The sequence below is a fragment of the Clostridium culturomicium genome (genome assembly GCF_000821305.1).
GTDB classification, from domain to species: Bacteria; Bacillota; Clostridia; order Clostridiales; family Clostridiaceae; genus Clostridium_J; species Clostridium_J culturomicium.
This window is the reverse complement of sequence record NZ_CCXK01000014.1, coordinates 538,928-564,912: the sequence shown is the minus strand read 5'-3', so window position 1 is coordinate 564,912 and position 25,985 is coordinate 538,928. Positions and strand designations below refer to the sequence as shown.

Annotated in this window: 24 protein-coding genes; 23 read left to right on the top strand and 1 reads right to left on the bottom strand. The window is 33.4% G+C overall.

What is annotated here, in order from left to right:
- Nucleotides 1–21 precede the first annotated feature (21 nt).
- The 15 genes from BN1075_RS06580 to BN1075_RS06510 all read left to right on the top strand — a co-directional run bounded on the left by BN1075_RS06580 (nt 22) and on the right by BN1075_RS06510 (nt 16,608).
- Nucleotides 22–1,641 carry a Na/Pi cotransporter family protein gene (locus tag BN1075_RS06580; protein WP_040192264.1) on the top strand — a complete coding sequence of 540 codons (1,620 nt, stop codon included), beginning with the start codon at nt 22–24 and terminating at the stop codon, nt 1,639–1,641.
- A 199-nt stretch (nt 1,642–1,840) separates the two neighbouring features.
- Nucleotides 1,841–2,569: an N-acetylmuramoyl-L-alanine amidase CwlD gene (gene cwlD, locus BN1075_RS06575; RefSeq protein WP_040192263.1), complete on the top strand. Its 729-nt coding sequence runs from the start codon at nt 1,841–1,843 to the stop codon at nt 2,567–2,569.
- Nucleotides 2,570–2,739: 170 nt separating this feature from the next.
- Complete coding sequence (locus BN1075_RS06570) at nt 2,740–3,711, top strand: GntR family transcriptional regulator (protein WP_040192262.1); 972 nt, start codon at nt 2,740–2,742, stop codon at nt 3,709–3,711.
- Between the two features lie 16 nt (nt 3,712–3,727).
- Nucleotides 3,728–4,144: a methylaspartate mutase subunit S gene (gene glmS / locus BN1075_RS06565; protein WP_040192261.1), complete on the top strand. Its 417-nt coding sequence runs from the start codon at nt 3,728–3,730 to the stop codon at nt 4,142–4,144.
- 59 nt (nt 4,145–4,203) lie between these two features.
- Nucleotides 4,204–5,598: a methylaspartate mutase accessory protein GlmL gene (gene glmL / locus BN1075_RS06560; protein ID WP_040192260.1), complete on the top strand. Its 1,395-nt coding sequence runs from the start codon at nt 4,204–4,206 to the stop codon at nt 5,596–5,598.
- Between the two features lie 20 nt (nt 5,599–5,618).
- A complete protein-coding gene (locus BN1075_RS06555) occupies nt 5,619–7,070 on the top strand; it encodes a methylaspartate mutase subunit E (RefSeq protein ID WP_040192259.1) in 1,452 nt (483 codons plus the stop codon).
- Between the two features lie 71 nt (nt 7,071–7,141).
- Nucleotides 7,142–8,392 (top strand): methylaspartate ammonia-lyase, encoded by a 1,251-nt coding sequence (locus tag BN1075_RS06550; protein ID WP_040192258.1) that lies wholly within the window; start codon nt 7,142–7,144, stop codon nt 8,390–8,392.
- Nucleotides 8,393–8,426: 34 nt separating this feature from the next.
- Entirely contained in the window at nt 8,427–9,269 is an 843-nt protein-coding gene (locus BN1075_RS06545) for a fumarate hydratase (RefSeq protein ID WP_040192257.1), read from the top strand.
- A 14-nt stretch (nt 9,270–9,283) separates the two neighbouring features.
- Nucleotides 9,284–9,841 (top strand): Fe-S-containing hydro-lyase, encoded by a 558-nt coding sequence (locus BN1075_RS06540; protein ID WP_040192255.1) that lies wholly within the window; start codon nt 9,284–9,286, stop codon nt 9,839–9,841.
- A gap of 109 nt (nt 9,842–9,950) precedes the next feature.
- Nucleotides 9,951–10,214, top strand: coding sequence for a citrate lyase acyl carrier protein (gene citD, locus BN1075_RS06535; RefSeq protein WP_040192254.1), 264 nt, complete (start codon nt 9,951–9,953; stop codon nt 10,212–10,214).
- An 11-nt stretch (nt 10,215–10,225) separates the two neighbouring features.
- Nucleotides 10,226–11,095, top strand: a complete 870-nt coding sequence (locus tag BN1075_RS06530; protein WP_040192253.1) for an HpcH/HpaI aldolase/citrate lyase family protein — start codon at nt 10,226–10,228, stop codon at nt 11,093–11,095.
- A gap of 11 nt (nt 11,096–11,106) precedes the next feature.
- Complete coding sequence (citF, locus tag BN1075_RS06525; RefSeq protein WP_040192252.1) at nt 11,107–12,645, top strand: citrate lyase subunit alpha; 1,539 nt, start codon at nt 11,107–11,109, stop codon at nt 12,643–12,645.
- A gap of 679 nt (nt 12,646–13,324) precedes the next feature.
- Nucleotides 13,325–14,509 carry a hypothetical protein gene (locus BN1075_RS06520; protein ID WP_040192251.1) on the top strand — a complete coding sequence of 395 codons (1,185 nt, stop codon included), beginning with the start codon at nt 13,325–13,327 and terminating at the stop codon, nt 14,507–14,509.
- Between the two features lie 508 nt (nt 14,510–15,017).
- Nucleotides 15,018–15,572, top strand: coding sequence for an RNA polymerase sigma factor (locus BN1075_RS06515; RefSeq protein WP_040192249.1), 555 nt, complete (start codon nt 15,018–15,020; stop codon nt 15,570–15,572).
- Between the two features lie 13 nt (nt 15,573–15,585).
- Nucleotides 15,586–16,608: a DUF4652 domain-containing protein gene (locus BN1075_RS06510; RefSeq protein ID WP_081911507.1), complete on the top strand. Its 1,023-nt coding sequence runs from the start codon at nt 15,586–15,588 to the stop codon at nt 16,606–16,608.
- A gap of 183 nt (nt 16,609–16,791) precedes the next feature.
- Here BN1075_RS06510 and BN1075_RS06505 read toward each other — a convergent pair whose 3' ends face one another.
- Nucleotides 16,792–17,802, bottom strand: a complete 1,011-nt coding sequence (locus BN1075_RS06505; RefSeq protein WP_040192247.1) for a hypothetical protein — start codon at nt 17,800–17,802, stop codon at nt 16,792–16,794.
- Nucleotides 17,803–17,986: 184 nt separating this feature from the next.
- Here BN1075_RS06505 and cdaA point away from each other — a divergent pair, with 184 nt between their 5' ends.
- From cdaA to BN1075_RS06465, 8 genes are all read left to right on the top strand, one after another.
- Nucleotides 17,987–18,832 carry a diadenylate cyclase CdaA gene (gene cdaA / locus BN1075_RS06500; RefSeq protein WP_040192246.1) on the top strand — a complete coding sequence of 282 codons (846 nt, stop codon included), beginning with the start codon at nt 17,987–17,989 and terminating at the stop codon, nt 18,830–18,832.
- Nucleotides 18,805–20,049 carry a CdaR family protein gene (locus tag BN1075_RS06495; protein ID WP_040192245.1) on the top strand — a complete coding sequence of 415 codons (1,245 nt, stop codon included), beginning with the start codon at nt 18,805–18,807 and terminating at the stop codon, nt 20,047–20,049. Before cdaA ends, BN1075_RS06495 begins: the two co-directional genes overlap by 28 nt.
- On the top strand, nt 20,033–21,634 hold the full coding sequence (locus BN1075_RS06490; protein ID WP_040192244.1) for an NAD(P)/FAD-dependent oxidoreductase: 1,602 nt from the start codon (nt 20,033–20,035) through the stop codon (nt 21,632–21,634). The genes BN1075_RS06495 and BN1075_RS06490 overlap by 17 nt, the downstream gene beginning before the upstream one ends.
- 112 nt (nt 21,635–21,746) lie before the next feature.
- Complete coding sequence (buk, locus tag BN1075_RS06485) at nt 21,747–22,838, top strand: butyrate kinase (RefSeq protein WP_040192243.1); 1,092 nt, start codon at nt 21,747–21,749, stop codon at nt 22,836–22,838.
- A gap of 16 nt (nt 22,839–22,854) precedes the next feature.
- Nucleotides 22,855–23,760, top strand: coding sequence for a phosphate butyryltransferase (gene ptb, locus BN1075_RS06480; protein WP_040192242.1), 906 nt, complete (start codon nt 22,855–22,857; stop codon nt 23,758–23,760).
- Between the two features lie 11 nt (nt 23,761–23,771).
- A complete protein-coding gene (buk, locus tag BN1075_RS06475) occupies nt 23,772–24,842 on the top strand; it encodes a butyrate kinase (protein WP_040192241.1) in 1,071 nt (356 codons plus the stop codon).
- A gap of 43 nt (nt 24,843–24,885) precedes the next feature.
- Entirely contained in the window at nt 24,886–25,563 is a 678-nt protein-coding gene (locus tag BN1075_RS06470; RefSeq protein WP_040192240.1) for a nucleotide-binding protein, read from the top strand.
- Nucleotides 25,564–25,760: 197 nt separating this feature from the next.
- Entirely contained in the window at nt 25,761–25,970 is a 210-nt protein-coding gene (locus BN1075_RS06465) for a 4Fe-4S binding protein (protein WP_040192239.1), read from the top strand.
- Nucleotides 25,971–25,985: the final 15 nt, after the last annotated feature.

The window sequence follows — 25,985 nt, the reverse complement described above, 5'->3', positions numbered from 1 at the left end:
GAAGGCCCAGGAGGTAAATTAATGGACACTTTATTTACAATTATTAATCTTTTAGGTGGACTTGGATTATTCCTATATGGTATGAACATGATGGGAGATGGTCTTGAGAATGCTGCGGGGGACAAGCTAAAAGGCATCTTCGATAAGCTAACATCTAATCCTATTAAGGGTGTAATTACAGGAACAATTGTAACTGCGATTATTCAAAGCAGTAGTGCTACTACAGTTATGGTGGTTGGTTTTGTAAATGCAGGATTAATGAATTTATATCAAGCTGCAGCTGTAATAATGGGAGCTAACATTGGAACTACAATTACAGCTCAATTAATAACATTTAAGTTTAATAATTTTGCACCTATATTCTTAGCAATTGGTGCTTGCATGGTTTTATTTACAAAGAAGAGAAAAGTTAAAGAAATAGGAAACATTGTACTAGGATTTGGAATATTATTCTTAGGACTAAACTTAATGTCTAGCTCTATGGCGCCGCTTAAGGAATCAGATATATTTAATAATTTGATATTAAGCTTAGAAGGGCGTACAATTCTTGGAGTTCTTATTGGAACTATTATGACTGCAGTACTTCAAAGTTCTTCAGCGTCAACAGGAATACTAGTAGCTTTAGCTCAAGCTGGAACTCTTCCATTATCAGTGGCTATTCCAATACTATTGGGAAATAATATTGGAACCTGTGTAACAGCATTAATATCAAGTATAGGAACTTCTAGAACTGCTAAAAAAGCTGCACTATTGCATTTAACGATAAAAATAATAGGGACGATAATATTCTTAATAATTCCTATGTCTATAGTTACAGGAATGATATTAGCAATTAGTCCAACAGGTGGAGATGCTGCTGTTGCTAAACAAATTGCTAATGCTCATACGTTATTTAATGTAGTTAATACAATTATTTTATTACCATTCATTAAACACTTAGTAGCATTTGTAAATAAGCTTCTTCCAGGGGAGGATGAGAAAGATGTAGCTGGATTAATGTATGTAGACGATAGATTGCTTGAAACACCAGCAATTGCATTTGGACAAACTACAAATGAAATAATTAGAATGGCAGAAAAAGCAAGAGAAAATTTAGAGCTTTCCATGACTGCTTTTGAAAATGCGGATGAACAATTAATAGAAAAAGTTTATGAAAATGAGAAGATAATTAATATTCTTAACCATGATATAACAAGATTTTTAGTTAAGCTTTCGAATTCAGAACTAAGTGAAGAGCAAAAGAACTGTGTAGGTGCATACTTCCATGTAGTAAATGACATAGAACGTATAGGAGACCACGCTGAAAATATTGCAGATTTAACTAGTGAAAGAATATCAAAGGAGCTTCAAATATCTGAAGAAGCCCTTGAAGAATTAAAGAACATGTTTAAGTATACTACTAATGCATTAGAAATGAGCATTGAGTGTTTTAAAGAATATGATAATGTAAAGGTAGAAAAAGTAAGTGAACTTGAAGATAGAATAGACGTTTTAGAAAAGGATTTACGTATGTCACATATAAGAAGATTAAATTCAGGTAAATGTGATGCAGTAGTAGGTGCTGTATTCTTAGATTTAATAAGTAACTTAGAGAGAGTCGGAGACCACTCAATGAATATAGCTGGAATGATAGCCAACTAGTAATCAATATACATAACATAATACTGAGTTAAAAAACAAACTTCAAAGCTGGAGTTTGTTTTTTATTATGCAGATAAGGTATTTGTAAGGCATTTGACCGTAAACTTATATTCTAAATTATAATAGTTATATAAATTAGAAAAAACACTACTAAACTTCATAATTAGTGAATAGATATAAATACGTAATAATGTTAAGGATGGGGAGTACAATAGGAAATAAAGTAAAAAATAAAAAACTAATAAGCATTGTTTCAGTAATTGTTCTATGCTTTATATGCATGTCATTAATTAATGTTAATCATGCAGTAACAACATATAATGAGCTGAAAGAACAGGAAGCAGGAGAAAAAATAGTTCTTATAGATGCTGGTCACGGGGGGATCGATGGCGGAGCATTGTCTAAGGATGGAACTCCTGAAAAGGACATTAATTTAAATATTGGTATCCTTTTAGGTGCCAATTTGAAGAGTATGGGATATAAAGTGGAGTATACTAGGACGGAAGATACAGGTTTATATACAGAGGGTAAATCTGTGAGAGAAAAGAAAATAGAAGACTTAAATAATAGAGTAAAGCTAAAGAAAGAAACTAATTGTGATGTGTTTGTCAGTATTCACCTTAATACATTTCCACAGGCAAGCTGCAAAGGAGCTCAAGTTTGGTATTCTAATTATTCAGGCAGTCAAGAATTAGGCACACTAGTTCAAAGCACCTTAAAGGAAAAGCTAGACCCTAATAATAAAAGGGAGGCTAAGGCAGCAGGAACTCAATATAAGGTTCTAAGAGACAATGATGAAATGACTGGAATTATAGTTGAGTGTGGATTTTTAAGTAATCAAGAGGAATGTGAAATGTTAAAAACAGAGGATTACCAGATGAAAATTGCAGATGCATTGGCAGAAGCTATAAATAATTATTTAAAATAAAGAGAAATAGAGGAAAATAGAGGTAAATGGACAAAGAAACCTACTTTTGTAAAACAAAGTAGGTTTTTTATAAATTTTGGATATATTCTTTGTTGCAAATTACTATACCCTATGTTACTATAAGGAAGGATTGGATTAATCCATTAATCCAATTTTGAGGGGGTGCAGCATTGAACATTAAAATTAATAGAAATAATAGAATACCTCTTTATATTCAAGTGAAAAAACAGATTATATATCTTATAAAAGATGGCTCACTAAGAGTTGGAACAAAGATGCCAACAGAAAGAGAATTAGCAAAAGAATTAGGCATTAGTAGAAACACTATAAGCTCAGCTTATAATGAGTTAGAAGCTAAAGGTGTATTAAAGTCTATTAGGGGCCGAGGGACTTTTGTGGCAGAGGAAGTATTGTCATGGAAGACTGATGAAGGAGCTCATAAGGTATACAAGCTAATAGACATAGCTTTAGAGGAAGCGATAGAGTGCGGCATCGAGTCAGAGGATTTTCTAGACTTAGTAATTAGCAGAGTAAGGGAAAAAAGTGAAGCCATTAATAGAATCACTTCTGCTTTTGTTGAGTGTAATAATGAACAAGCTGTGATTTTTAGTGAAGAAATCAGAGAGATAACAGGGATGAATACGATTCCATTCACACTAAAACAGCTTAATGATATGGATGAAGAAACAAAAAATAGATTAAACAAGTGTCAGATAGTAATATCACCATTTAACCATGCCAATGAAGTTAATCAATTACTATATGGAATGGAGAAAGAGGTTTTAGGTGTAGCTACTGGTCCCAACTTAGAATCAATAGTCAGAATTGCAAGACATCCAGTAAACACAAAGTTTTCATTCATATGCTTATCGGAGGAGTTTATATTTAGAATAGAGTCTGCTCTTGATAAGGCTGGAATTGGAGACTTAAAAGTAAAATACTTTAATGGAAAAGATGAGATGAAGTTAAAGGAAGCAATTGATTATGCTGATGTATTAATAGTAACACCAGCCAGATTCAATGAGGTTCGCAAGCTTAATATTGCTAATAAGGAGCTCATAGAGTTTTCTTATATTATAGATTCAGAATCAATTAAAATGCTTAAATCAAAAATTGTTGAAACAAAGTGCCAGAATGATTAATTGGGAGGATTCAAAAATGGAAAAAAAGAAATTAGTTCTCGGTGTTATTGGAGCAGATTGTCACGCAGTAGGTAACAAAATTTTAGATTATGCACTAACTGAGGCAGGATTTGAAGTTATTAACATTGGAGTTCTATCACCACAGGAAGATTTTATTAACGCTGCGGTGGAAACTAATGCAGATGCAATCATAGTTTCATCTCTATACGGCCATGGCGAAATTGACTGCAGAGGCCTAAGAGAAAAATGTGATGAGGCAGGACTTAAGGGTATTCTAATTTATGTTGGTGGAAATATAGTAGTTGGTAAACAGGATTGGAATGAAGTTTATGATAGATTTAAAGCGATGGGCTTTGATAGAGTATATCCACCAGGAACAAGTGTTGATACAACTATCCATGATTTAAAAGAAGATTTAAAAATAACTGAATAATTTTTTTGGAGCGAAATTACAGAATATAATTAATATTATGAAAAGGTAAGGTGTTTTCCATGAATGCGTATTTACTTTTAGACTTTGGTAGCACTTACACTAAGTTGACAGCTGTAGATGTTGATAATGAGGAAATTTTGGCTACAGCAAAGGATATAACAACTATAGACAGTGATATAATGATAGGTTTTAATAAGGCTTATGAAGAGCTAATGAGACAGTTGGAAGGTAAGGAAGTAAACTTCGTTAAAAAGCTTGCTTGTTCATCAGCAGCTGGTGGTCTAAAAATGGTTGCTGTTGGGTTGGTTCCAGATCTTACTGCAGAGGCGGCCAAAAGAGCTGCTTTAGGGGCTGGTGCAAGGGTCATTAAGGTATATAGTTATGAACTAACTAAGGATGAGATTGAAGAAATAAGGGGATTAGATTTAGATATAATTCTTTTAGCTGGAGGGACTAATGGTGGGAACAAGCAGTGTATTATTCATAATGCAAAAATGCTTGTAGAAGGCAACATAAACCTACCTATAGTTGTTGCGGGTAATAAAATTGCAAATGATGAGATAAGAGAAATTTTTAAGGAAGCAGGCTTTTATTTCAGTATTACTGAAAATGTAATGCCACAGCTTAATAGTTTAAATGTCGAGCCAGCAAGAGAAGAAATTAGAAAAGTGTTTATGGATAGAATTACAGATGCTAAGGGCTTATCTAATGCAGAAAACTTTATTAATGGAATTTTGATGCCTACACCTGCAGCAGTTCTTAAGGCAGCACAGGTGTTAGGACAAGGTAGTGATGAAGAGGATGGCATTGGAGATTTAATCATTGTTGATATTGGTGGTGCTACCACTGATATTCACTCTATTGGTTATGGGGAACCTACCAAAGGTGGAGTAAATATGAAGGGGTTAGAAGAGCCTTATGCTAAAAGAACTGTAGAAGGAGACCTAGGTATGAGATATTCAGCAATGTCTCTTTGGGAAGCTGCTGGAAGTAGAAAAATGAGAAAATATTTAGGAGATACAGAGAGAAAGATTGATATAGAAAGCAGCTGTAAATATAGAAATCAAAATATAAGAATGGTTCCGGAAACGGAAGAAGACATTTTATTTGATGAAGCTATGGGAAAGGTTGCCACAGAATTATCAATGGAAAGACACTGCGGAACTGTGGAGTGTATATATACACCAATGGGAGCTGTGTACAATCAACTTGGAAAAGATTTAATGGAAGTTAAATATATGATTGGAACTGGGGGGGTATTAGTTCATAGCAGCAATCCAGGTGCAATCATGGAAGCGGGAACTTTTGATAAAGAAAATGCAGTATCTTTAAGGCCAAAGAATCCGAAGATGCTGATAGATAAAACATATATATTATCATCCATGGGGCTTTTAGCTCAAGATTATCCAGACAAAGCCGTAAGGATATTGAAGAAATATTTAGTTGAAGTGTAATTACTGGGGGGTAAATTAAAGTGGAATTACAAAATAAGAAGTGGACCGAAGAAGACTTTTTTAAGGTGAGAAAAGAAGTATTAGCTCAATGGCAAACAGGAAGTGAAGTAGATTTACAGGAAGCTATAGAATATAACAAAAGGATTCCAGACCACAAAAACTTTGCTAAGAAGCTTGTAGCTGCAAAGGAAGCAGGAATTACTTTAGCTCAGCCTAGAGCTGGAGTTGCTTTAATTGATAGTCATATTGAATTACTTAACTATCTAGATAGAGAGGGTGGAGCAGACCTTCTACCAACAACTATAGATAGTTATACAAGACAAAATAGATACGATGAATGTGAAGTTGGTATACAGGAAAGTATCAAAGCAAGAAGATCTCTTCTTAATGGATTTCCTGGAGTAAACCATGGAGTTAAGGGATGTAGACAAGTTTTCGAAAATGTAAATCTGCCATTACAATCTAGACACGGTACTCCAGATGGTAGATTACTTGCTGAAATAACTCACGCATCAGGCTGGACTTCAAATGAAGGTGGAGGTATTTCTTATAACATTCCTTATGCGAAAAGTGTTACCCTTGAAAAAACATTATTAGATTGGCAGTATTGTGATAGACTTGTTGGTTTTTATGAAGAACAAGGTATTTCAATAAATAGAGAGCCATTTGGTCCTTTAACTGGAACTTTAGTTCCACCAAGTATGTCAAATGCGGTTGCAATAATAGAAGCCCTTTTAGCAGCTGAGCAAGGAGTTAAGAATCTTACTGTTGGATATGGTCAATGTGGTAACTTAGTTCAAGATGTGGCAGCTATAAGAGCTCTTGAGGAGCAATGCAGTGATTATTTAAGGGCTTATGGGTATGATGATGTATTCCTAACAACTGTATTCCATCAATGGATGGGTGGATTCCCAGCAGATGAAGCTAAGGCCTTTGGAATAATATCTACAGGTTCTGCAGTTGCATGTCTTGCTGGAGCAACAAAGGTTATAGTTAAAACACCTCATGAAGCAATAGGAATTCCTACAAAGGAAGCTAATGCTCAAGGTATTAAAGCTACGAAGATGACATTAACTCTTCTTGCAGGTCAACATATGAAGTTATCAGATGAGCTTAGAATTGAGATTGGTGTGATTAAAGCTGAAACAAGATGTATTGTAGATAAGGTGTTTGAAGCTGGTCAAGGGGATTTAGCTAAAGGTGTAGTTAAAGCTTTTGAAATGGGAATATTAGATATTCCGTTTGCACCAAGTAAATATAATGCAGGAAAGATGATGCCTGCTAGAGATAATAATGGAGCTGTTAGATATCTTAAGTTTGGTAATGTACCATTCTATGCAGAGCTTAAAGCATTTAATATGAGAAAGCTTGATGAAAGAGGAAGATATGAGAAACGTGCAGTTGGATTCCAAATGACAGTTGACGATATCTTTGCCGTTGGAAAAGGTCACTTAATTGGAAGACCAGAATAGATAAGATTAATTATCAAAAACAGAATTATTAAGCAGTTTTAATTAATAGAAAAATAGGGGGGCAATTAAAAATGAAAATTGTTGATGTAGTATGTTCTGCAGGAAGAACAGGATTTTACTTTGATGACCAAAGAGCTATAAAAGCAGGATCTGGACATGATGGCTTTACTTATGTTGGAGATCCAGTAACAGAAGGATTTGCAGCTGTAAGACAAGCGGGTGAGTCTATTTCAGTAATGCTTATATTAGAAGATGGTCAAGTTGCAGTGGGAGACTGTGCAGCAGTTCAATACTCAGGAGCAGGCGGAAGAGATCCATTATTCTTAGCAAAGGATTTTATTCCTGTTATAGAAAAGGATATAGCTCCAAAGCTTATTGGAAGAGAATTAAACAGCTTTAAGGAATTAGCAGAAGAGTTTGATACAATGACAGTTGATGGGAAAAGACTTCATACAGCTATCAGATATGGAATAACTCAAGCTATTCTTGATGGTGTGGCTAAAGCTAAAAAGGTAACTATGGCTGAAGTTGTTAGAGATGAGTATAATACTGGAGTTGAAATAAAAAGAATTCCTATCTTTACTCAATCTGGAGATGATAGATATAACAATTCAGATAAGATGATAATAAAAGGTGCAGACGTAATGCCTCACGCACTTATCAATAATGTTGAAGAGAAGCTTGGATTAAAGGGCGAGAAACTTAGAGACTACGTTAAGTGGTTAAGTGATAGAGTTCTTAAATTAAGAACAAGTGAAGATTATAGTCCAATATTCCACATGGACGTTTATGGAACTATAGGAGTTGCCTTCAACTATGATACAAAAGCTATGGCTGATTACATAGCAACTTTAGAAGAAGCTGCTAAGCCATTCAAATTAAGAATTGAAGGGCCTATGGATGTTGAACATAGAGAAAGACAAATGGAAGCTTTAAGAGATTTAACTACAGAGTTAGATACAAGAGGCATAAATGTAGAGTTAGTTGCAGACGAATGGTGCAATACTTATGAGGATGTAGTATTCTTCGCAGATAATAATTCAGGTCATATGCTTCAAATAAAGACTCCAGACTTAGGTGGAGTAAATAATACAATAGAAGCTATCTTATACTGTAAACAAAAGGGCATGGGGGCTTACTGCGGAGGAACTTGTAATGAAACAAACCGTTCTGCAGAGATTTGTACAAACATTGCCATGGCTTGTGGTGCTGATCAATGTCTTGCTAAACCAGGAATGGGTGTAGATGAAGGATATATGATAGTAAATAACGAAATGAATAGAGTTATTGCTTTAGTAAATAGAAGAAATAAATTAGCATAATTTATTTAATAGTAAGACCATGGGAGGAACTAAGATGAGAAATATTGAAGCTGGTAAGGTTACTGAAGCTGTAAGAAAGCTTTGTATTGACGCAAACTATTATTTAGGCAAGGATATAAAAAATAGACTTCAGAAGTATCATGATGAAGAGCCTTGGGACATCGCAAAGGGAATACTAAATAATATTTTAGTAAATGCTGATATTGCATGCAACGAAGACAGACCAATGTGTCAAGATACAGGAATGGCATGTGTATTTGTTGAACTAGGACAAGAAGTTCAGGTTACTGATGGAAGTCTTGAAGAAGCTATAAATGAAGGCGTTAGACAAGGATATGGAGATGGATATCTTAGAAAATCTGTAGTTAAGGATCCATTAAACAGAGTAAATACAAAGGATAATACTCCAGCGATAATTTACTATGATATAGTTCCAGGAGATAAAATGAAAATCACAGTAGCACCAAAGGGGTTTGGGTCTGAGAATATGAGTCAGATTAAGATGTTAAAACCTTCAGATGGGCTTCAAGGTGTAAAAGACTTTATTATAAAAGTTGTTAAGGAGGCAGGGCCAAATCCTTGCCCTCCTATAGTTGTAGGTGTTGGAATTGGTGGTACCTTTGATAAGGCTGCTAATATTGCTAAGAAGGCCTTAATTAGAAGTGTAGATGTGAGAAATGAAGATCCTTTCTATGCGGAACTTGAGAAAGAAATGCTTGAAGCTATAAATGAGCTGGGGATAGGGCCACAGGGCTTTGGAGGCAAAACTACAGCTTTAGCAGTTAATATAGAAACCTATCCAACCCATATTGCTGGTTTGCCGGTAGCAGTTAATATTAACTGTCATGCTACAAGACATGCAGAGATAGAACTGTAAATAGGAGGAGTATTATGGAAAAGAGAATCACAACACCTCTTACAGAGGAAAAGGTAAGGGACTTAAAAGCTGGTGATACTGTACTTCTGAGTGGCGTTATATATACAGGGAGAGATGCTGCCCATAAGAGGTTAGTAGAACTTTTAGATAAAGGTGAACAGCTTCCTATAGATGTTAAGGACAGCGTAATTTATTATGTTGGACCAACTCCTGCTAAGGAAGGGCAGCCTATCGGTTCAGCAGGACCAACAACAAGCTATAGAATGGATGACTACACACCTGCACTCTTAGAGCAAGGTTTAAGAGGAATGATAGGAAAAGGCCTAAGAAATGAAAAAGTAGTGGAATCTATGAAGAAAAATAAAGCAGTTTATTTTGGAGCCATAGGTGGAGCTGCTGCTTTAATTGGAAAATGTGTAAAAAAAGCTGAAGTTGTTACCTATGAAGATTTAGGCGCAGAAGCTATAAGAAGACTTGAGATTGAGGATATGCCAGTAGTAGTTGTAATTGATTGTGAAGGTAACAATCTTTACGAACAAGGACAAAGAGCATATTTAGAATCAATTAGATAATGTATAGTATAGGATTAAGGAAGCTCCTTCTTGATATAGAAGGTGTTTCCTATATTCTAAGTTATAAAGAGTGAATATAATCACTAAAATTCCAAAGGAGTTGATTGTGTTGAAAATAAATAAAATATCTAAATCAGGAACTCTCGAGTCCAGCGATATATACATAATTCTTATGCCTAATGAGAATGGTGGTATAGAGGTTGAACTTGAGAGTTTAGTTATTAAGCAGTTTGGAGAGCAGATTAAAAAGACTATAATAGATACTTTAGTAGAGCTTGGAGTGGAAGATACTATTGTTAGAGCTCAAGATAAAGGTGCCTTAGATTATACAATACGAGCAAGGGTTGAGACTGCTGTTAAGAGAGCACAATAGGAGGTGGAGCTATGAAGCTAAGAAGAACAATGTTATTTATGCCAGGTAATAATCCTGCAATGGTACAAGATGCAGCAATTTTGGGTTCAGATTCTATAATATTAGATTTAGAGGACGCAGTAAGTTTAACGGAGAAGGATAGTGCAAGAATATTGGTAAGAGAGGCAATTAAAACTGTAGACTACAGTGAAGTGGAGGTTGTTGTAAGGATTAATCCACTAACTACAGAATTTGCTACAGAAGATATTGATGTGATTTCACGAGTTAAGCCTGATGCATTAATGATTCCAAAGGCAACAGAGGAAGAATTGCAAGAGGTAAGCAGAAGACTTGATTTAATAGAAGCTGAAGAAGGCTTTGAAAATAAATCAATTAAGTTAATACCTATAGTAGAGACAGCTTATGGTGTTGAAAATGTTTATAATATAATTAAAGCATCGGATAGAGTTACAGCAGTGCTTCTTGGAGCAGAGGATTTAACCTCTGACTTAGGTATAAAGAGAACCAAGGAAGGTAATGAAATTTTATTTGCGAGAAATAGAGTTGCAGTAGCCTGCAGAGCTATGAGAGTTGACTCGATAGATACACCTTTTACAGACACTAATGATTTTGAAGGTCTAAAAAAGGATATAATTCTTGCAAAATCTCTTGGAATGACAGGAAAAGCTTCAATTAATCCAAGACAGATAGATACTATTCATAGCATTTATGCTCCAACAGAATCAGAGATTATTCATGCACAAAGAGTTCTTGATGCCATGGAGCAGGCAGAGGCAGAAGGAAAGGGAGTATTCTCTTTAGATGGTAAAATGGTGGATGCACCAATTATAAATAGAGCAAAAACTACTGTGGCATTAAGCCGACAGTTAGGGCTTATATAGGGGGTGTTGTCATGAAAAATATATTAGGAAGAAGCTTACCAGATTATATTGAAGGGTATGGAGAGGTTAAAGCTTTTGAAGGTGCTTTTGAAAACATGGGCGAAGTAACAACAGCTACTTCAAAGGTTAGGCCAGGGATACCAGGACAAAGTAAGCTGCTTAATTCTATAGAGGAAGCTCTTGATGCTGTGAATATTTCTGATGGAATGTGTATATCTTTCCACCATCATTTAAGAAATGGGGATTATATTTTAAATATGGTTATGGAGGCTGTTGCTAGAAGAGGAATAAAAAATTTAGCCATAGCTGCTAGCTCTATATTCCCAATTCATAGACCATTAGTAGAATATATCGAGGATGGAACAGTAACTAAAATATATGCAAACTATATGTCAGGTCCTGTAGCAGAAGCTGTTTCCATGGGGAAATTAAAGTATCCTGCAATAATGCACACCCATGGTGGAAGGTCTAGAGCTATAGAAAGTGGCGATTTGCATATAGATGTAGCATTTATTGCAGCACCATGCAGTGATGACTATGGTAATATAAATGGGTTATATGGTAAATCAGCCTGTGGAGCATTAGGATATGCTGTTTCTGATGCACAATATGCTGATAGGGTGGTGGCTATTACAGACAATGTAGTTCCATATCCTAATTCTCCAATAGAAATTAGTCAAAGCTATGTAGATTATGTTGTTAAGGTAGAATCCATTGGAAATCCAGCAGGAATAGTATCAGGTACAACACAGATTACTAAAGACCCAATAGGACTTAAAATTGCTAAAACTGCCCTTGATGTTATGATATCATCTGGATTAGTTAAAGAGGGGATGTCTTTCCAAACAGGAGCTGGAGGAATATCTTTAGCAGTTGCAGCCGAGCTTAGAGAGTATATGAAACATCATGAAATTAAGGGGTCATTTGCTTCGGGGGGAATAACAGGATATATTGTAGATATGTTTGAGGAAGGATTATTCCAAAGCTTATTAGATGTTCAATGTTTTGACTTAAAGGCAGTAGAATCTTGCAGAGTAAATCAAAGACATATGACTATGTCAGCATCTATGTATGGAAATCCTCACAATAGGGGAGCTGTAGTTAATAAGCTTGATGTAGTAATACTTGGAGCAACAGAAATAGATACTAATTTTAATGTAAATGTTACTACAAGCTCTGATGGTACTATTATGGGTGGCTCAGGTGGTCATGCAGATACAGCAGCAGGCGCAAAACTGACTATAATAGTAACAAAGCTTACAAAAGCAAGACTTCCAATTATAAAGGATAGCTTGACAACTGTTACAACTCCAGGGGAAACAATAGATGTCATTGTTACAGAAAGAGGAATTGCTGTTAACCCTAGAAGAACAGATTTAATTGAAAAATTAAAAGAAACAAACCTAAAGGTGTTTACAATAGAAGAACTTAAGGAACTTGCAGAGAGTCTTACAGGAGCACCAAAGTCAATAGAGGTGACAGATGAAATCGTCGGTGTTGTTGAGTATAGAGATGGAACTGTTATAGATGTAATAAAAAAAGCTTTATAAAATAAGTTGAGAATTTGAGAACATCATCAAATAGTGGACTTAATAAATGATATATGCTCACTTTTCAGGGAGAGTAGATAGATTTGTGTAAACACAAATTTACCTACTCTCTTTTTGTATGATGAATTTGTTTAATATTATTTAATTAATTTTATAATATACTTCAGATGTCAGCGAATTTCGTCTTGCTGAATAACTAAACGATTATGCCATGATTTTACAACTTTAGTTAACGTTAAAGCAACTATCTCAATTTGTTTACTTAATATGGGATTTGTGAAATAATAAGTAAGAGGGGAGTTTAGTGAATTAATTTTAAAATTTATTTTTGTAGGTAAAGATGAGCAAAGAGATAGAATTTGTGAAGTTTTGAAGAATTGAAAGAGCAAAAGGTATCAAAGCGTTTCATAAAAAATATAATAAATACATTTTTTATAACATTAATAGCCTTTTGCATAAAGGTGATAGTTACAATAACCATCTATGGAGTTGAAATAAATATAATTATAGAATATATAAAAATAGATATATACATAATAATATTCCCGACAACAACGTGATATATGAACTTAATTATAAGCGATTATTAAATAAACATTAACTAAAAAAGATGATATTGTATTGTAGATACAGTTAGTGATTTAGTGATGTAAATGAGTAGAACGAGGTGTGATTGACAATGAAAAGACTTAGATTGGAGTTATCATCAGTCATTAAAGGGAGATATGAAATAGATGTAGAAGATATAAATAAAAGTTGCTTTGCGATTAACAGAAGTTTCATTATCAATACTATTTTATGTGATAATAAAATAGTAAATTATAAAGTAATAGAAATAAGATATAATTATAAAATTATTTCATTTGAGTTATTAGATGAATCGCATAAGGTTATTATTGAATATGAAGGGATTATTGATGGCTCTACTGGAAGATATCCATATGTTAAAGAAAAGACTACAGATGATTTTTATTTATTAAGAGGAGAAACTGTCTTTTATCCTACATTTGAGATTCCAGAGTCTGAGGAGTACTTAGCTAAAATGTTATATCCAACTACTAACGAAAAATTTCAAATTATAATAAAAATGAATAGCAAATATATGTTATGTACCAATTTAGACAAAATTAATCAATTTACTTATGAAGGTTATAATCCTACTTTCGCAGTTGGAAAGTTCAAGAGATATAGCGGTTATTTTGGAGAAATATACCATATGAATCTCGCAGAAAATAGTATTATGAAGATAGATAGCATTATTAAAAGTACAAATGAATATATGAATAGATTTAAAAACGAAAAAATAAAAGATTTTAAAGTTATTGTTATTCCACATGGATATGGAAGTTTTGTTTTATCAAATACAATGTTTATTACTATTGATGGAGTTAGTGAATATGAACAATTAATTCATGAATTAATTCATACAAATTGGAATCCGTTATGTGATGTTACAGTTCAAAAATCAAGATTTTTTGATGAAGCAATAACGCAATATTTTACTGCTAGAGTGTGTAATGCATTAGCCATTAAATCTCAAGAGGATATAATGACTAATTATAAAAATCAGTATTTAAAAATGATTAAAGATAATGGATATGAACCACATCCTATACAAGAATATCATATTTACGATTGTGGAGATTTAGCTTATACATTTGGTGCATTAGCATTAAATGCCATAGAAAATAAAATTGGAACCAATAATATGGATAAAATCATGAGTAAGATGCTAGATAAGTATATAAGAGAAAAGATTAATTTTGCTAAGTTTAAAGCTTTATTTGATGAAGATATTGATGATATTTATAATGATTATTTTTTGACCAATAATGCTTCAAATATGTTGAGCTTATTAATATGACACTAGTAGTTATGGTGATACATCATTTGTTTGATAGTAGTTCTAAGAACTATACTAATAGTAAATCTATAAGAATTCATTGATATCAAAAACAGTTCTATTATATGATTAGAATTTTTAAATTATCAAATAGTATGCTTTGTTTGTATCAGATTAGATTTTATTAATATATTAGCTATAATAGAAATGCAGCTTCGAGTAAGATCTGCATTTTTTTATGTAGTATATAATTATGTAACTTTATGTGGAAATGTGAAGTATTTCCCGAGAAATTGCAGTTAATAATATAGATTACCCTATTCTGAGTAGAAAAATGTAGTTCTAAGTTTTTATGGAATGATTAATCCCCTAAAAATTGTAATTGATTTTTAATAAATGTAACTATATGTTGTAGTATAATTATAGTATATTGAAATAATAACAAAAAACTAAAACGCTGATATTTTGGTATTAGCGCATGAACTTTAGCAATTTTTTATCGTATTAATTTATATAGAAGGGAACGAAGATGATGGGGTCAGATAAAACGGTGCCTGTTGAAGATATTATTCTTGTTAACAATGTACTTAAGGGCGATGTGAATAGCTTTGAACTTATAGTAGAAAAATATCAAGTTAATATACTGAGATTCGTTTATGGGATGCTTAAGCAAAAGGAAGCTAGTGAGGATATAACTCAGGAAGTTTTCATAACTGTATATAATAAGCTGGATATGTATGATAACAAATATAGCTTTTTAAATTGGATTTTGCAGATAGCTAAGAATAAGACTATAGATTACACAAGAAAGTATAGAAAGGTTTTTGAAAGCGACATTGATGAAGCATATGATGTGTCATCAACAGAAATGGGACCTGAAGAATCTATAGAATTTGTGGAGACGAAGGAGAAAGTTGAAAAGTACTTAAAGACGTTGGATGAAATAGATAAGCAGATTGTAACTTTAAGATATACAGAAGAGATGACGTTTAAAGATATTGGAGAGATTTTAAATATTACAGAAACTACAGTAAAGAGAAGATACTATAAGGTAAGAGATGGGTTCAAGGTCTTTTACAAATAAGGTAGGAGGATAAATGATGAAATGTAGTCAGTGTAAAGAGAAGTTAGCGGAATACATCGAAGGGAATTTACCTGCTGAGGTGGATGAAGAAATAAGAGTGCATCTTTTAACTTGTGAAAGCTGTAGGGAGGCATATGAAGAAGAGATTGTAGAATATGAGGCATTTAAGGCAGCTTTTTCTATAGATGATATCAAGTTTGAAAGTATAACGCCAAAGGTAATGGATACAATTGATAAAAATAAATATGCAAATGGATCAAAGCATAAAAAGATAAAATATATGGCACCTATTGCTGCAGCATTATTTATCTGCATTGCTATTAGTCCTATTGCCTTAAATTATATAAATAATGGTATAGGAGAGGCTAAGGGAGTGGAAGATAATGCGAGATCAGAACAGTCATCTCCAAAGCTTAGGAATCGGATAAACCAAGATGAGGAGCAAAACTATAGTGCTGAAACACCAGCAGAAGCTTCACAAAATGATGAAAGTAATCCTATGGTGGGGAACGTTCAGGACTCTGGAAAAGTTAATTATGTGGATTTATATACAATGACAGCTGTGACTAACCCTAGTATAGAAGCTAATACAGAATATATTTCTACTGAAGATGGAGTTTATGAAGCAACTATTGCTGGAAAAGGTCAATATGCACAAGAAGAGGGTATCGGAATAATTTATGTGAAAAATAATTCTAATAATGTAACCTTTGAAGTAAAGTTAAAAGATAGGGAGAAACAAATGTCACCACTTTCTATTAGCTGGTATGATGATACACATCTTATAATTGTGCAGGGATTTGCATATGGAACTTTAGCTAATGGAGTTGATATAGTTGTAATGAATGTGAACAATGCTCAACAGATGTTAATTGCTACTGTAGAGGATTCATCACGAATTAGTTATGAACATGTGTATAGAGATGGAAGTGATTTAGTTATAGAATTAAAAAGATATACAGATGAAATCATGAATGAGTTTGTTAATGAAGAGAGAAGGATTAAAGATTATAACTTAGGTGATGTTATAAAGTAAATATTTTAAATATGCAAAGAGAGACAGAAAATCTGTCTCTCTTTTTTATATGAATATTGTTATACTTCAATTCTTACTGGGTTAATTCGATTTAATGTATCTATATTGTATGGCGGAAGAACAAGAAGATTACATAAAACTAAAAGAATTACCATGAATTTTTTCATTCAATTCATCTCCTATTTAGTTATTGCCTTTAATCTTATTATATTCCTTTGTAAAATTTTTATACTTCTTTTGAACATCTTCGTAAGTTTTACTGCTGGAGTCATATAAAGAATCCATATAATCTTCTGTTATATCTGTTTTATCTCTACGGACACTTTCAGTAACTATAGCATATTTAACATCAAATAAATATTTGCTGTACAGATTTACAACTTCAGAAAAATTATTATATAAAGGTAAAAATTCATTTGGAATGGACATTTGACTTAGTATACTTTTTACTGAATCCATTTTTGAGATGGTATCATCTAGTTTAGCTATAAGAAGCTGATAAGTCATTTTGTTAGTTCTGCAGTCCATAACTTTTTCATAGTAGTTAATCATTAGTTTATCCATAGAAATTGTTAGTTCATTTAATTTAGAGATGAACATTTCTGCCTCAGCTGTTTTTATCTCCTCAATTTTTTTTGCGTTATTTGAAGAAATACAGTAATCTAAGGTTTCATTTATCATTCCCTTCATAGAATTACCTAAAGAAAAAGTAGAATTTTTATATTCAATTAAATTATAGTAATTTTCGGAGGTATCTCTATAGATTTTAAGATTTTCTCCAGCAAGTTCAATATCTTTTCCATAAGGATTACTGATCATTGCACTAAGTTGATCTAGAAGTAATATATTTTCATTTAGACCTTTTGAAAGATTAGAATAAGCACTTGTATATTTAGGTTCGTTAGCATACTTACTACTTCCAGCATCTAGAGCTATTTTATATAAACCTTCTCGCATTTTAGGAAGAGTTTTTAAAGCTTTTTCAGTATTTATCTTACTGTCATCAATAAAATCTTTACATTCATTATTTATATCTTTAATATTATCCATTAAGTCATTAAGATACATTTGTTCTTTAGTTGGTGAAAATAGGCTGAAAATACTATAGCTTATAAAAAATAAAACTAATACTGCTACAGCAATAGCCGACCATTTAGCCACCTTATTATCAAATTTTAAATTAATCCTTCTCACCTACAGCATCCCCCTTTGTATTTTAAATATATATCATAATTCTTTATATTATGGTAAATACTAAAATATTCATGGAATGCTAATAAATTTAAGAAGAAAATATTTTATTTCACAGGAATTTTTATACTCCAAAATCAAGGTTTGGTGTATAATTGAAGTAGTATTATCGTAAGGTGGTGACCATGTGGAAAGCTTAAATTCATTGATTAACATTTTTAAAGGATTTTCTATTTTTTCAGTAATAGATATATTAGTTGTGTATTTTATATTTTATAAGGGCTATTCCTTAATAAAGGAAACAAGAGCAGAACAGCTTTTGAAGGGAATTATTTTAATATTTTTATTAATTCCAGTAAGTGATTTATTAAATTTAACAATGCTAAATTGGATATTAGAAAATACACTTACAATCAGCGTTATTTCCATCATTATAATTTTTCAACCTGAGATTAGAAAGGCTTTAGAGCATATAGGAAGAACATCTTTTGTTGATAAAATAATCTATGAAGATGAAGAAATTATGATTGGAGTAGTAAATGAAATTGTCATTGCAGTAGAAGCTTTAGCAGAGGAAAAAGTTGGGGCCCTTATTGTTATTGAACAAATGACAGGGCTTGGAGATATTATTAATACAGGGACAAAGATAAATGGAGATGTGTCTTCGGCATTACTTCAAAATATATTTGTTGTAAATACACCACTTCATGATGGAGCTACCATCATAAGAAATGATAAGATAGTTGCGGCAGGCTGCTTTTTACCACTTACTAATGATGATAAATTAAACAAACAACTTGGAACAAGACATAGAGCTGGTATTGGAGTTACTGAAGTAACAGATTGTATTACCATTATTGTTTCAGAGGAAACAGGAGTTATTTCAATGGCTTTAAATGGAAGATTACTTAGAAATTATGATAAAGAAAAGCTTAGAAATGTGCTTTTAAAAATTATGAGGAACAGACAAAGTAATAAAGATTCATTCAAGGAGAGGGTAAAACTATGGATAAGCAAAAAAGACAAGATGTAATAATTAGAATTTGTTGTCTAGTTGCGGCAATAGTTCTATGGATGTATGTCCGTAGTAGTGAAGACCCTGTCATAACTAGCGTTTTAAAGTATGTGCCTGTAGAGGTTTTAAATGCAGATACTCTTGCTGACAAAGGGTTAGTGCTTATTGAACAGGATTTTTATATAAACTTATCAGTTAAGGCCCCTGCATCGGTAGTAAATGATCTAGATAAAAATAAAGATTTTAAATTAGCTGTTGATTTGCAAGGTTATGGATTAACTCCTGGAGAAAACAAAGTACCAGTGCAAATAAAGGAATCACCTACGGGGGTTACAATTGCTAATGCTGATGCATTAAATATTAAGATTGATGTGGATAGTTTGGTAGAGAAGAATGTGGATATATCAGCTACTACTGTTGGAAAAGTATCAGAAGGGTTCTATAATGGGGAACCTACAGTAAATCCTAATATAGTGAGGGTTGAAGGTCCTAAGAGGATTATAGATCAAATAGCAAGAGGTGAGGTTGAAGTAGATTTAACAGATGCATCACAAAATATTACTAAGAATCTGAAGGTTAAGCTAGTAAATGAAGAAGGTAAAGAAATTAAAGGTGTAAGCTTGGCACAGGAATATGTACAGGTTAATGTTACAGTTGCAAAGGGGAAAAGCTTAAATGTTAATGTCAGAACAGTAGGGACAGCACCACAGAATGTTTTCATTGAAAGTGTAACAAGTGTGCCTAATTCAATTGAGGTTGCAGGGGAGAGTTCAGTAGTTGATGGTCTTTCTTATATAAATACAGGAGAAATCGATTTAAGTAAGATTACAGACAGTACAACTCTAGATGTTCCATTGGTCATACCTGAAAATGTAAGAACAGTTAATGGTGAAGAATATGTTCAAGTTAAGATAGTTGTTACAAAATATCAAGAAAAGAAATTTACGGTACCTATTAATTATGTCAATTTAGGGGAAAAGCTAGTGTTAGAACAGCAAAATCCTACAGTAGAAGTAATAGTTAATGGCTCAGAAGAAGCTATTAATGCTCTTACCGTAGATGTTTTTAAGGCTACAGTGAATTTAAATGGTATGCTAGAGGGAAGCCATGAGTTAGAGGTTGAACTTACTGGAATTCCGGAAAATATACAGTTAAAGAGCACAACACCAGCAAAGGTAACGGTAGTTATTAAAAAAACAAATGAGGAGACAGGGAATAATGACAATCAAGGTTAATAATTTAGTATTAGATATAAGTGAAGATAGTTTAGCCACCTTAAAACATAAGGTGGCTAAAAAACTAGGTGTAAAAGAAGAAAATTTTAAATCCTTTAAAATTATAAAGGAATCAATCGATGCAAGAAAAAAAGATGCAATAAAATTCAACTATGCAGTTGAAGTAGCTTGTGATAATGAAGAGAGAATTTTAAACAAGAGTAAAAGTTCTGATATAAGACCAGGAGGAGATAATTATACTCCTGATTTCCATGAAGGTATAAAGAAAATGCATAATAGACCTGTGGTTGTCGGAATGGGACCTGCAGGGTTATTTGCAGGATTACTGCTTGCAGAAAGAGGTTACAATCCTTTAGTTATTGAAAGAGGAGAGGCTGTAGAAGAGAGAACTAAATCTATAAATAACTTTTGGTATGATAGAAAACTAAATACTGAAAGTAATGTTCAATTTGGAGAGGGTGGAGCAGGAACTTTTTCTGATGGAAAATTAACCACTAGAATTAAGGATCATAGATGTGGTTATGTTCTTGAAAAACTTGTAGAAGCAGGAGCACCAGAGGAAATTGCCTATATGGGTAAACCACATATAGGAACAGATATATTAAAAGATGTTGTAAGAAATATACGAGAAAGAATAAAAAGCTATGGTGGAGAGGTTAGATTTTCTACTAAGCTTGAAGATATTGAAATAAAGAATGGGGAGTTATATTCAATAACTATTGATGGACAGCAGGTTCCTTGTGAGAATATGATACTTGCAACAGGGCACAGTGCAAGAGATACTTATGAAATGCTTTTTAAAAGGGGCGTATCCATGTCTCCAAAGCCATTTGCAATAGGATATAGAATAGAGCATCCTCAAATTTTAATAGATGAAAACCAGTATGGCAAATTTGCAGCACATCCAAAGCTTAGAGCTGCAGATTATAAGCTTACCTATACTAGCAAAGAGTTAGATAGAGGTATATACAGTTTTTGTATGTGTCCTGGAGGCTATGTGGTTGCAGCAGCTTCAGAAGAGAATGCTGTAGTAGTTAATGGAATGAGCAATTATAAAAGAGATAATGTTAATGCCAATTCAGCTTTAGTTGTTGCTATATCTCCACAGGATTTTGAGGATACAACACCTCTTGGAGGAATAGAGTTTCAAAGGAGATATGAGAGACTTGCATTTGAAGTTGGTGGAAGCAACTATAATGCACCAGTTCAACGAGTTCAAGACTTTTTAAAGGATAGAGTATCAAAGAACTTTGGAAAAACAGAGCCTACCTATACACCAGGTACTGAGTTTGCCGACTTAAGAAAGTGTGCGCCTGATTATGTGGTTAATGCGATAAAAGAAGCACTGCCTGTTTTTGATAGAAGAATTCCAGGTTATGCTGGAGAAGACGCTCTTCTTACTGGAATGGAAACAAGGACTTCAGCACCAGTTAAAATAAATAGAAATGAAGAATATGAAAGCGTTAATGTTAAAGGATTATATCCTACAGGTGAAGGGGCTGGATATGCAGGTGGAATTATATCTGCAGCAGTAGATGGACTTCGTGTTGCAGAAAAAATAATTACAGAGTACTCACCAAAATAATATACATTTTATTGAAAATGTAGAAAAACACTGATAATATAAAAGTATCATAGTATTTTATATAACACATAGTAATAGAGAAATAGGAATATTTTAGTGTGGAGGAATGAGAATGAACAATAATAAGTATATCTTAGTAATCAATCCAGGCTCGACATCTACGAAAATAGCTATATATCTAGACAACAAGTGTATAAGTACAGAAAACATATCTCATGATACTGATATAATTAAAAAGTTTGCTCATATAGTTCAACAAAAGGATATGAGAACAGTGGGAATTTTAAACTGGCTGCATGAAAAAGATTTTAAACTTGAGAACTTTGCTGCAGTTGTTGGCAGAGGGGGCCTTTTAAGACCAATGCCAGGTGGAACTTATAAAATAACATATAAAATGCTAGATGATTTAGTAATAGGCTATCAAGGGCAACATGCTTCCAATCTTGGAGGAATTATTGCCTTTGAAATAGCTGAAAAACTAGGAATACCATCCTACATAGTTGACCCAGTTGCGGTGGACGAAGTTAAAGAGGTAACTAGAATATCAGGATTGCCAGAGATTCCAAGAAGGTCTTTGGTGCATGCTTTAAATATTAAAGCAGTGGTAAGGAAATATTGTGCTGAAAAAGGTATGGATTATGACAAAAGTAAGTTTGTCGTAGCTCATATTGGAGGGGGAATAACTATTTCTCCAGTAAGTGGGGGGGAAATTTTAGACTGCAATAATGCAAACCACGATGGTCCATTTTCACCACAAAGAACAGGGGGACTTCCAGCAGGAGATTTAGTGGAGATGTGTTACAGCAGACAATACACTCAAGCTCAGATAATCAATAAGATAACCAGAGAAGGGGGATTATTAGCTTATCTAGGCACTGATGATGGAAGAATAATATCAAAGCGTATAGACGAAGGGGACAAAGAAGCAGAGTTTATATTTAAAGCAATGGCTTATCAAATTAGTAAAGAAATTGGTGCTATGTCAACAGCATTAAGTGGAAAAATTGATGCAGTAATTTTAACAGGAGGTATGGCATATAATCAAAAAGTTGTTGATTGGATAAATGAAAACGTTCGCTTTATTGCACCAGTAGAAGTTATTCCAGGAGAAAATGAAATGCAGGCTTTAGCTGAAGGGGCTCAAAGAGTTCTAAATGGTGAGGAAGAGCCAAAGATTTATGAAGATAAAGTTATAATTAATTAAATAGGGGGATGAAGGGATGATTAAGAGTTTTGAACAGGTATTATCAAAGGTAAAGTCACAGCCAATGAAGACTGTAGCTGTAGCGGTAGCGCAAGATGAACCTGTACTTGAAGCTGTTAGGGATGCTAAGATTAACGGCATAGCTGAAGCTATATTAGTAGGTGATAAGAACGAAATAGAAAAGATAGCAGAGTCTTTAAACATGAATATTGAAGACTATAAGGTTGTGGATGTAAAGGATATCACTCAGGCAACATTAGAAGCTGTTAAGTTGGTTTCTTCAGGGGAAGCAGACATGATGATGAAGGGACTTGTTGATACAGCAACATTTTTAAAGGCTGTACTAAATAAGGAGTTTGGATTAAGAACGGGAAAACAAATGTCACATATAGGTGTCTTTGAAATACCAGGATATAATAGACTTTTATTTATAACTGATGCTGCCTTTAATATGTATCCTGAATTAAAAGAAAAGGTTGATATTGTTAAAAATGCAGTTCAAGTAGCACATTCACTTGAGATTAATGTTCCAAAGGTAGCACCTATATGCGCAGTAGAAGTTGTAAATCCTTCTATGCAGGCTACACTTGATGCAGCAAGCTTAGCAATAATGAACATGAGAGGCCAAATTAAGGGCTGTATTATTGATGGACCATTAGCTCTTGATAATGCACTTTCAAAGGAAGCTGCACAGCATAAGAAAATATCAGGTCCAGTAGCTGGAGAAGCAGATATTCTTTTGATGGCTAATATAGAAGCTGGAAATGGAGTGTATAAGTGCTTAACTTATACTACTGACTGTAAAAATGGTGGATTATTAATGGGAGCTTCAGCACCAGTAATTGTTACTTCAAGAGCAGATTCACCTGAGTCAAAGCTTAATTCAATTGCAATGGCTTCATTAGTAGCAAACAAAAACTAGGAGGTATAATCATGGCATTTAAACAATTAATAATTAACCCAGGATCAACATCGACTAAAATAGGTGTTTATTATGATAATGATTCAGTGTTAGTTGAAACTTTAAGGCATTCAGCCGATGAGATTGGAAACTTTAAAGGCATTTATGATCAATTAAGTTTTAGAGAAAATGTAATACTCAAAGTATTAAAAGAAAGAAATATAAGAATTGAAGAACTTGACGCAGTAGTTGGCAGAGGCGGACTTTTAAAGCCAATAGAAGGTGGAACTTATCAAGTAAACGATGTCATGATTGCTGATTTAAAATCAGGAGTTCAAGGACAACATGCATCTAACCTTGGAGGTATAATTGCTAAAGGAATAGCAGATGGACTAAAAATACCAGCATTTATTGTAGACCCAGTTGTTGTAGATGAAATGGATGATATAGCTAGAGTTTCTGGAATGCCAGAAATAGAGAGAAAAAGTATATTTCATGCTCTAAATCAAAAGGCTATAGCTAAAAAGTATGCGAAGGAAACTGGAAATGAGTATGAAAATTTAAATCTTATTGTAGTTCATTTAGGTGGAGGAATATCAGTTGGGGCTCATAAGCTCGGAAGAGTTGTAGATGTAAATAATGCCCTTGATGGAGAAGGGCCATTTTCACCTGAAAGAGCAGGGGGACTTCCAGTTGGAGATTTAGTTAATCTTTGTTTTAGTGGCAGATACACTAAAGAAGAGATGAAAAAGAAGATTAATGGAAAAGGCGGTATGGTTGCTTATCTTGGAACTAATGATGCAAGAAAGGCACAAGAAAAAGCAGATGAAGGAGATAAGAAGGCTCAATTAGTAGTTGATGCAATGGCATATCAAGTTTCTAAGGAAATAGGAAAATGCGCAGCAGTGCTTCAAGGCAAGGTTGATGCAATACTTCTTACAGGCGGAATAGCTTATTCTAAATATGTAGTTAATTACATAAAGGAAAGAGTGGAATTTATATCACAAGTAGTTGTTTATCCAGGTGAAGATGAACTTTTAGCTTTAGCTGAAGGTGGACTTAGAGTTTTAAAGGGTGAAGAAACGGCAAAAGAATATAAGTAATCTTTTAAGTTATAGACAAGTTTTTCGACTGAAAGGGGATACAATGAGTAGAATACGTATTTTTACAGGGCACTTTGGAAGTGGTAAAACAGAGATTGCCATCAATTATGCAATTAATTTAGCAAAGGCAGGAAGAAAAGTAGCTTTAGTGGATTTAGATATTGTAAATCCATACTTTTGTGTGAGAGATTTAAAAAAAGAACTTACAGAAAATTATGGCATTAAAGTTATAGCTTCCAATCCAGAGTTTGTAAATGCAGAATTAATGGTTGTTCCAGCAGAAGTTCGTTCAGTATTTAATGATAAAGAATTTGATGTTGTTTTCGATGTTGGTGGAGATGATGTGGGGGCTATTGCTTTAGGACAGTATAATAGATATTTTAGGGATGAACCTTATGATATGTATTTTGTGGTAAATTTAAATAGACCTCTTACAGCAACGGACAAAGGCACTGTCGAGTTTTTAAGAGAAATAGAAACGTCTTCAAGATTAAAGGTAACAAAACTAGTTTCAAATACAAACTTATCTTTTGAAACTAAACCAGAGGATATTATCCGTGGTGATAAGGAAATTTCAAAGCTATCAAAGGAGTTGGGAATTCCACATAAGTTTACCTGCTGTTCTGAGGAGATAAAGTCCTTGGTGGAAGGAAAGGTAGAAGGAGAATTATTTCCTATACACATTTATATGCTTCCACCATGGAGAAAAGATTCAATTTAGCACTACACTGTGCTAAATTGACATCTTTAAAAATAAGGTATTAAATTATATTATAGAGTAATTTTAAGGAAAGTCCGGTTTAGCTTAAATTTAAGCTTGGAATAAAAGAATCATTTAGGAATAACATCATTAGAAGTTGCAATTTAAAGGTTTACATCAAGGTGAATAGTTTTATTTTGCATAAGGGGGTAAATGGTATGGCAAAGGTGACTTTTAGAGAAGAAAGATGCAAGGGCTGTGGTCAATGCATAATCGTATGTCCTAAGAACATTATAACTTACTCTGAAGAACTAAACGTAAAGGGATATCATCCTGCTACAGTGACAGAGGAAAATATGGCCAAGTGTATAGGCTGTGCGTCCTGTGGAAGAATGTGTCCGGACCTAGTAATTACAGTTGAGAAATAATAGGAGGTTGGTTTT

Bases quoted from the DNA above. Each gene is read 5' to 3' on its own strand.
- BN1075_RS06580 (WP_040192264.1), top strand. From the start codon at position 22: ATGGACACTTTATTTACAATTATTAATCTTTTAGGTGGACTTGGATTA.
- cwlD (WP_040192263.1), top strand. From the start codon at position 1,841: ATGGGGAGTACAATAGGAAATAAAGTAAAAAATAAAAAACTAATAAGC.
- glmS (WP_040192261.1), top strand. From the start codon at position 3,728: ATGGAAAAAAAGAAATTAGTTCTCGGTGTTATTGGAGCAGATTGTCAC.
- glmL (WP_040192260.1), top strand. From the start codon at position 4,204: ATGAATGCGTATTTACTTTTAGACTTTGGTAGCACTTACACTAAGTTG.
- BN1075_RS06550 (WP_040192258.1), top strand. From the start codon at position 7,142: ATGAAAATTGTTGATGTAGTATGTTCTGCAGGAAGAACAGGATTTTAC.
- BN1075_RS06545 (WP_040192257.1), top strand. From the start codon at position 8,427: ATGAGAAATATTGAAGCTGGTAAGGTTACTGAAGCTGTAAGAAAGCTT.
- BN1075_RS06540 (WP_040192255.1), top strand. From the start codon at position 9,284: ATGGAAAAGAGAATCACAACACCTCTTACAGAGGAAAAGGTAAGGGAC.
- BN1075_RS06530 (WP_040192253.1), top strand. From the start codon at position 10,226: ATGAAGCTAAGAAGAACAATGTTATTTATGCCAGGTAATAATCCTGCA.
- citF (WP_040192252.1), top strand. From the start codon at position 11,107: ATGAAAAATATATTAGGAAGAAGCTTACCAGATTATATTGAAGGGTAT.
- BN1075_RS06520 (WP_040192251.1), top strand. From the start codon at position 13,325: ATGAAAAGACTTAGATTGGAGTTATCATCAGTCATTAAAGGGAGATAT.
- BN1075_RS06515 (WP_040192249.1), top strand. From the start codon at position 15,018: ATGATGGGGTCAGATAAAACGGTGCCTGTTGAAGATATTATTCTTGTT.
- BN1075_RS06510 (WP_081911507.1), top strand. From the start codon at position 15,586: ATGATGAAATGTAGTCAGTGTAAAGAGAAGTTAGCGGAATACATCGAA.
- BN1075_RS06495 (WP_040192245.1), top strand. From the start codon at position 18,805: ATGGATAAGCAAAAAAGACAAGATGTAATAATTAGAATTTGTTGTCTA.
- BN1075_RS06490 (WP_040192244.1), top strand. From the start codon at position 20,033: ATGACAATCAAGGTTAATAATTTAGTATTAGATATAAGTGAAGATAGT.
- buk (WP_040192243.1), top strand. From the start codon at position 21,747: ATGAACAATAATAAGTATATCTTAGTAATCAATCCAGGCTCGACATCT.
- ptb (WP_040192242.1), top strand. From the start codon at position 22,855: ATGATTAAGAGTTTTGAACAGGTATTATCAAAGGTAAAGTCACAGCCA.
- buk (WP_040192241.1), top strand. From the start codon at position 23,772: ATGGCATTTAAACAATTAATAATTAACCCAGGATCAACATCGACTAAA.
- BN1075_RS06470 (WP_040192240.1), top strand. From the start codon at position 24,886: ATGAGTAGAATACGTATTTTTACAGGGCACTTTGGAAGTGGTAAAACA.
- BN1075_RS06465 (WP_040192239.1), top strand. From the start codon at position 25,761: ATGGCAAAGGTGACTTTTAGAGAAGAAAGATGCAAGGGCTGTGGTCAA.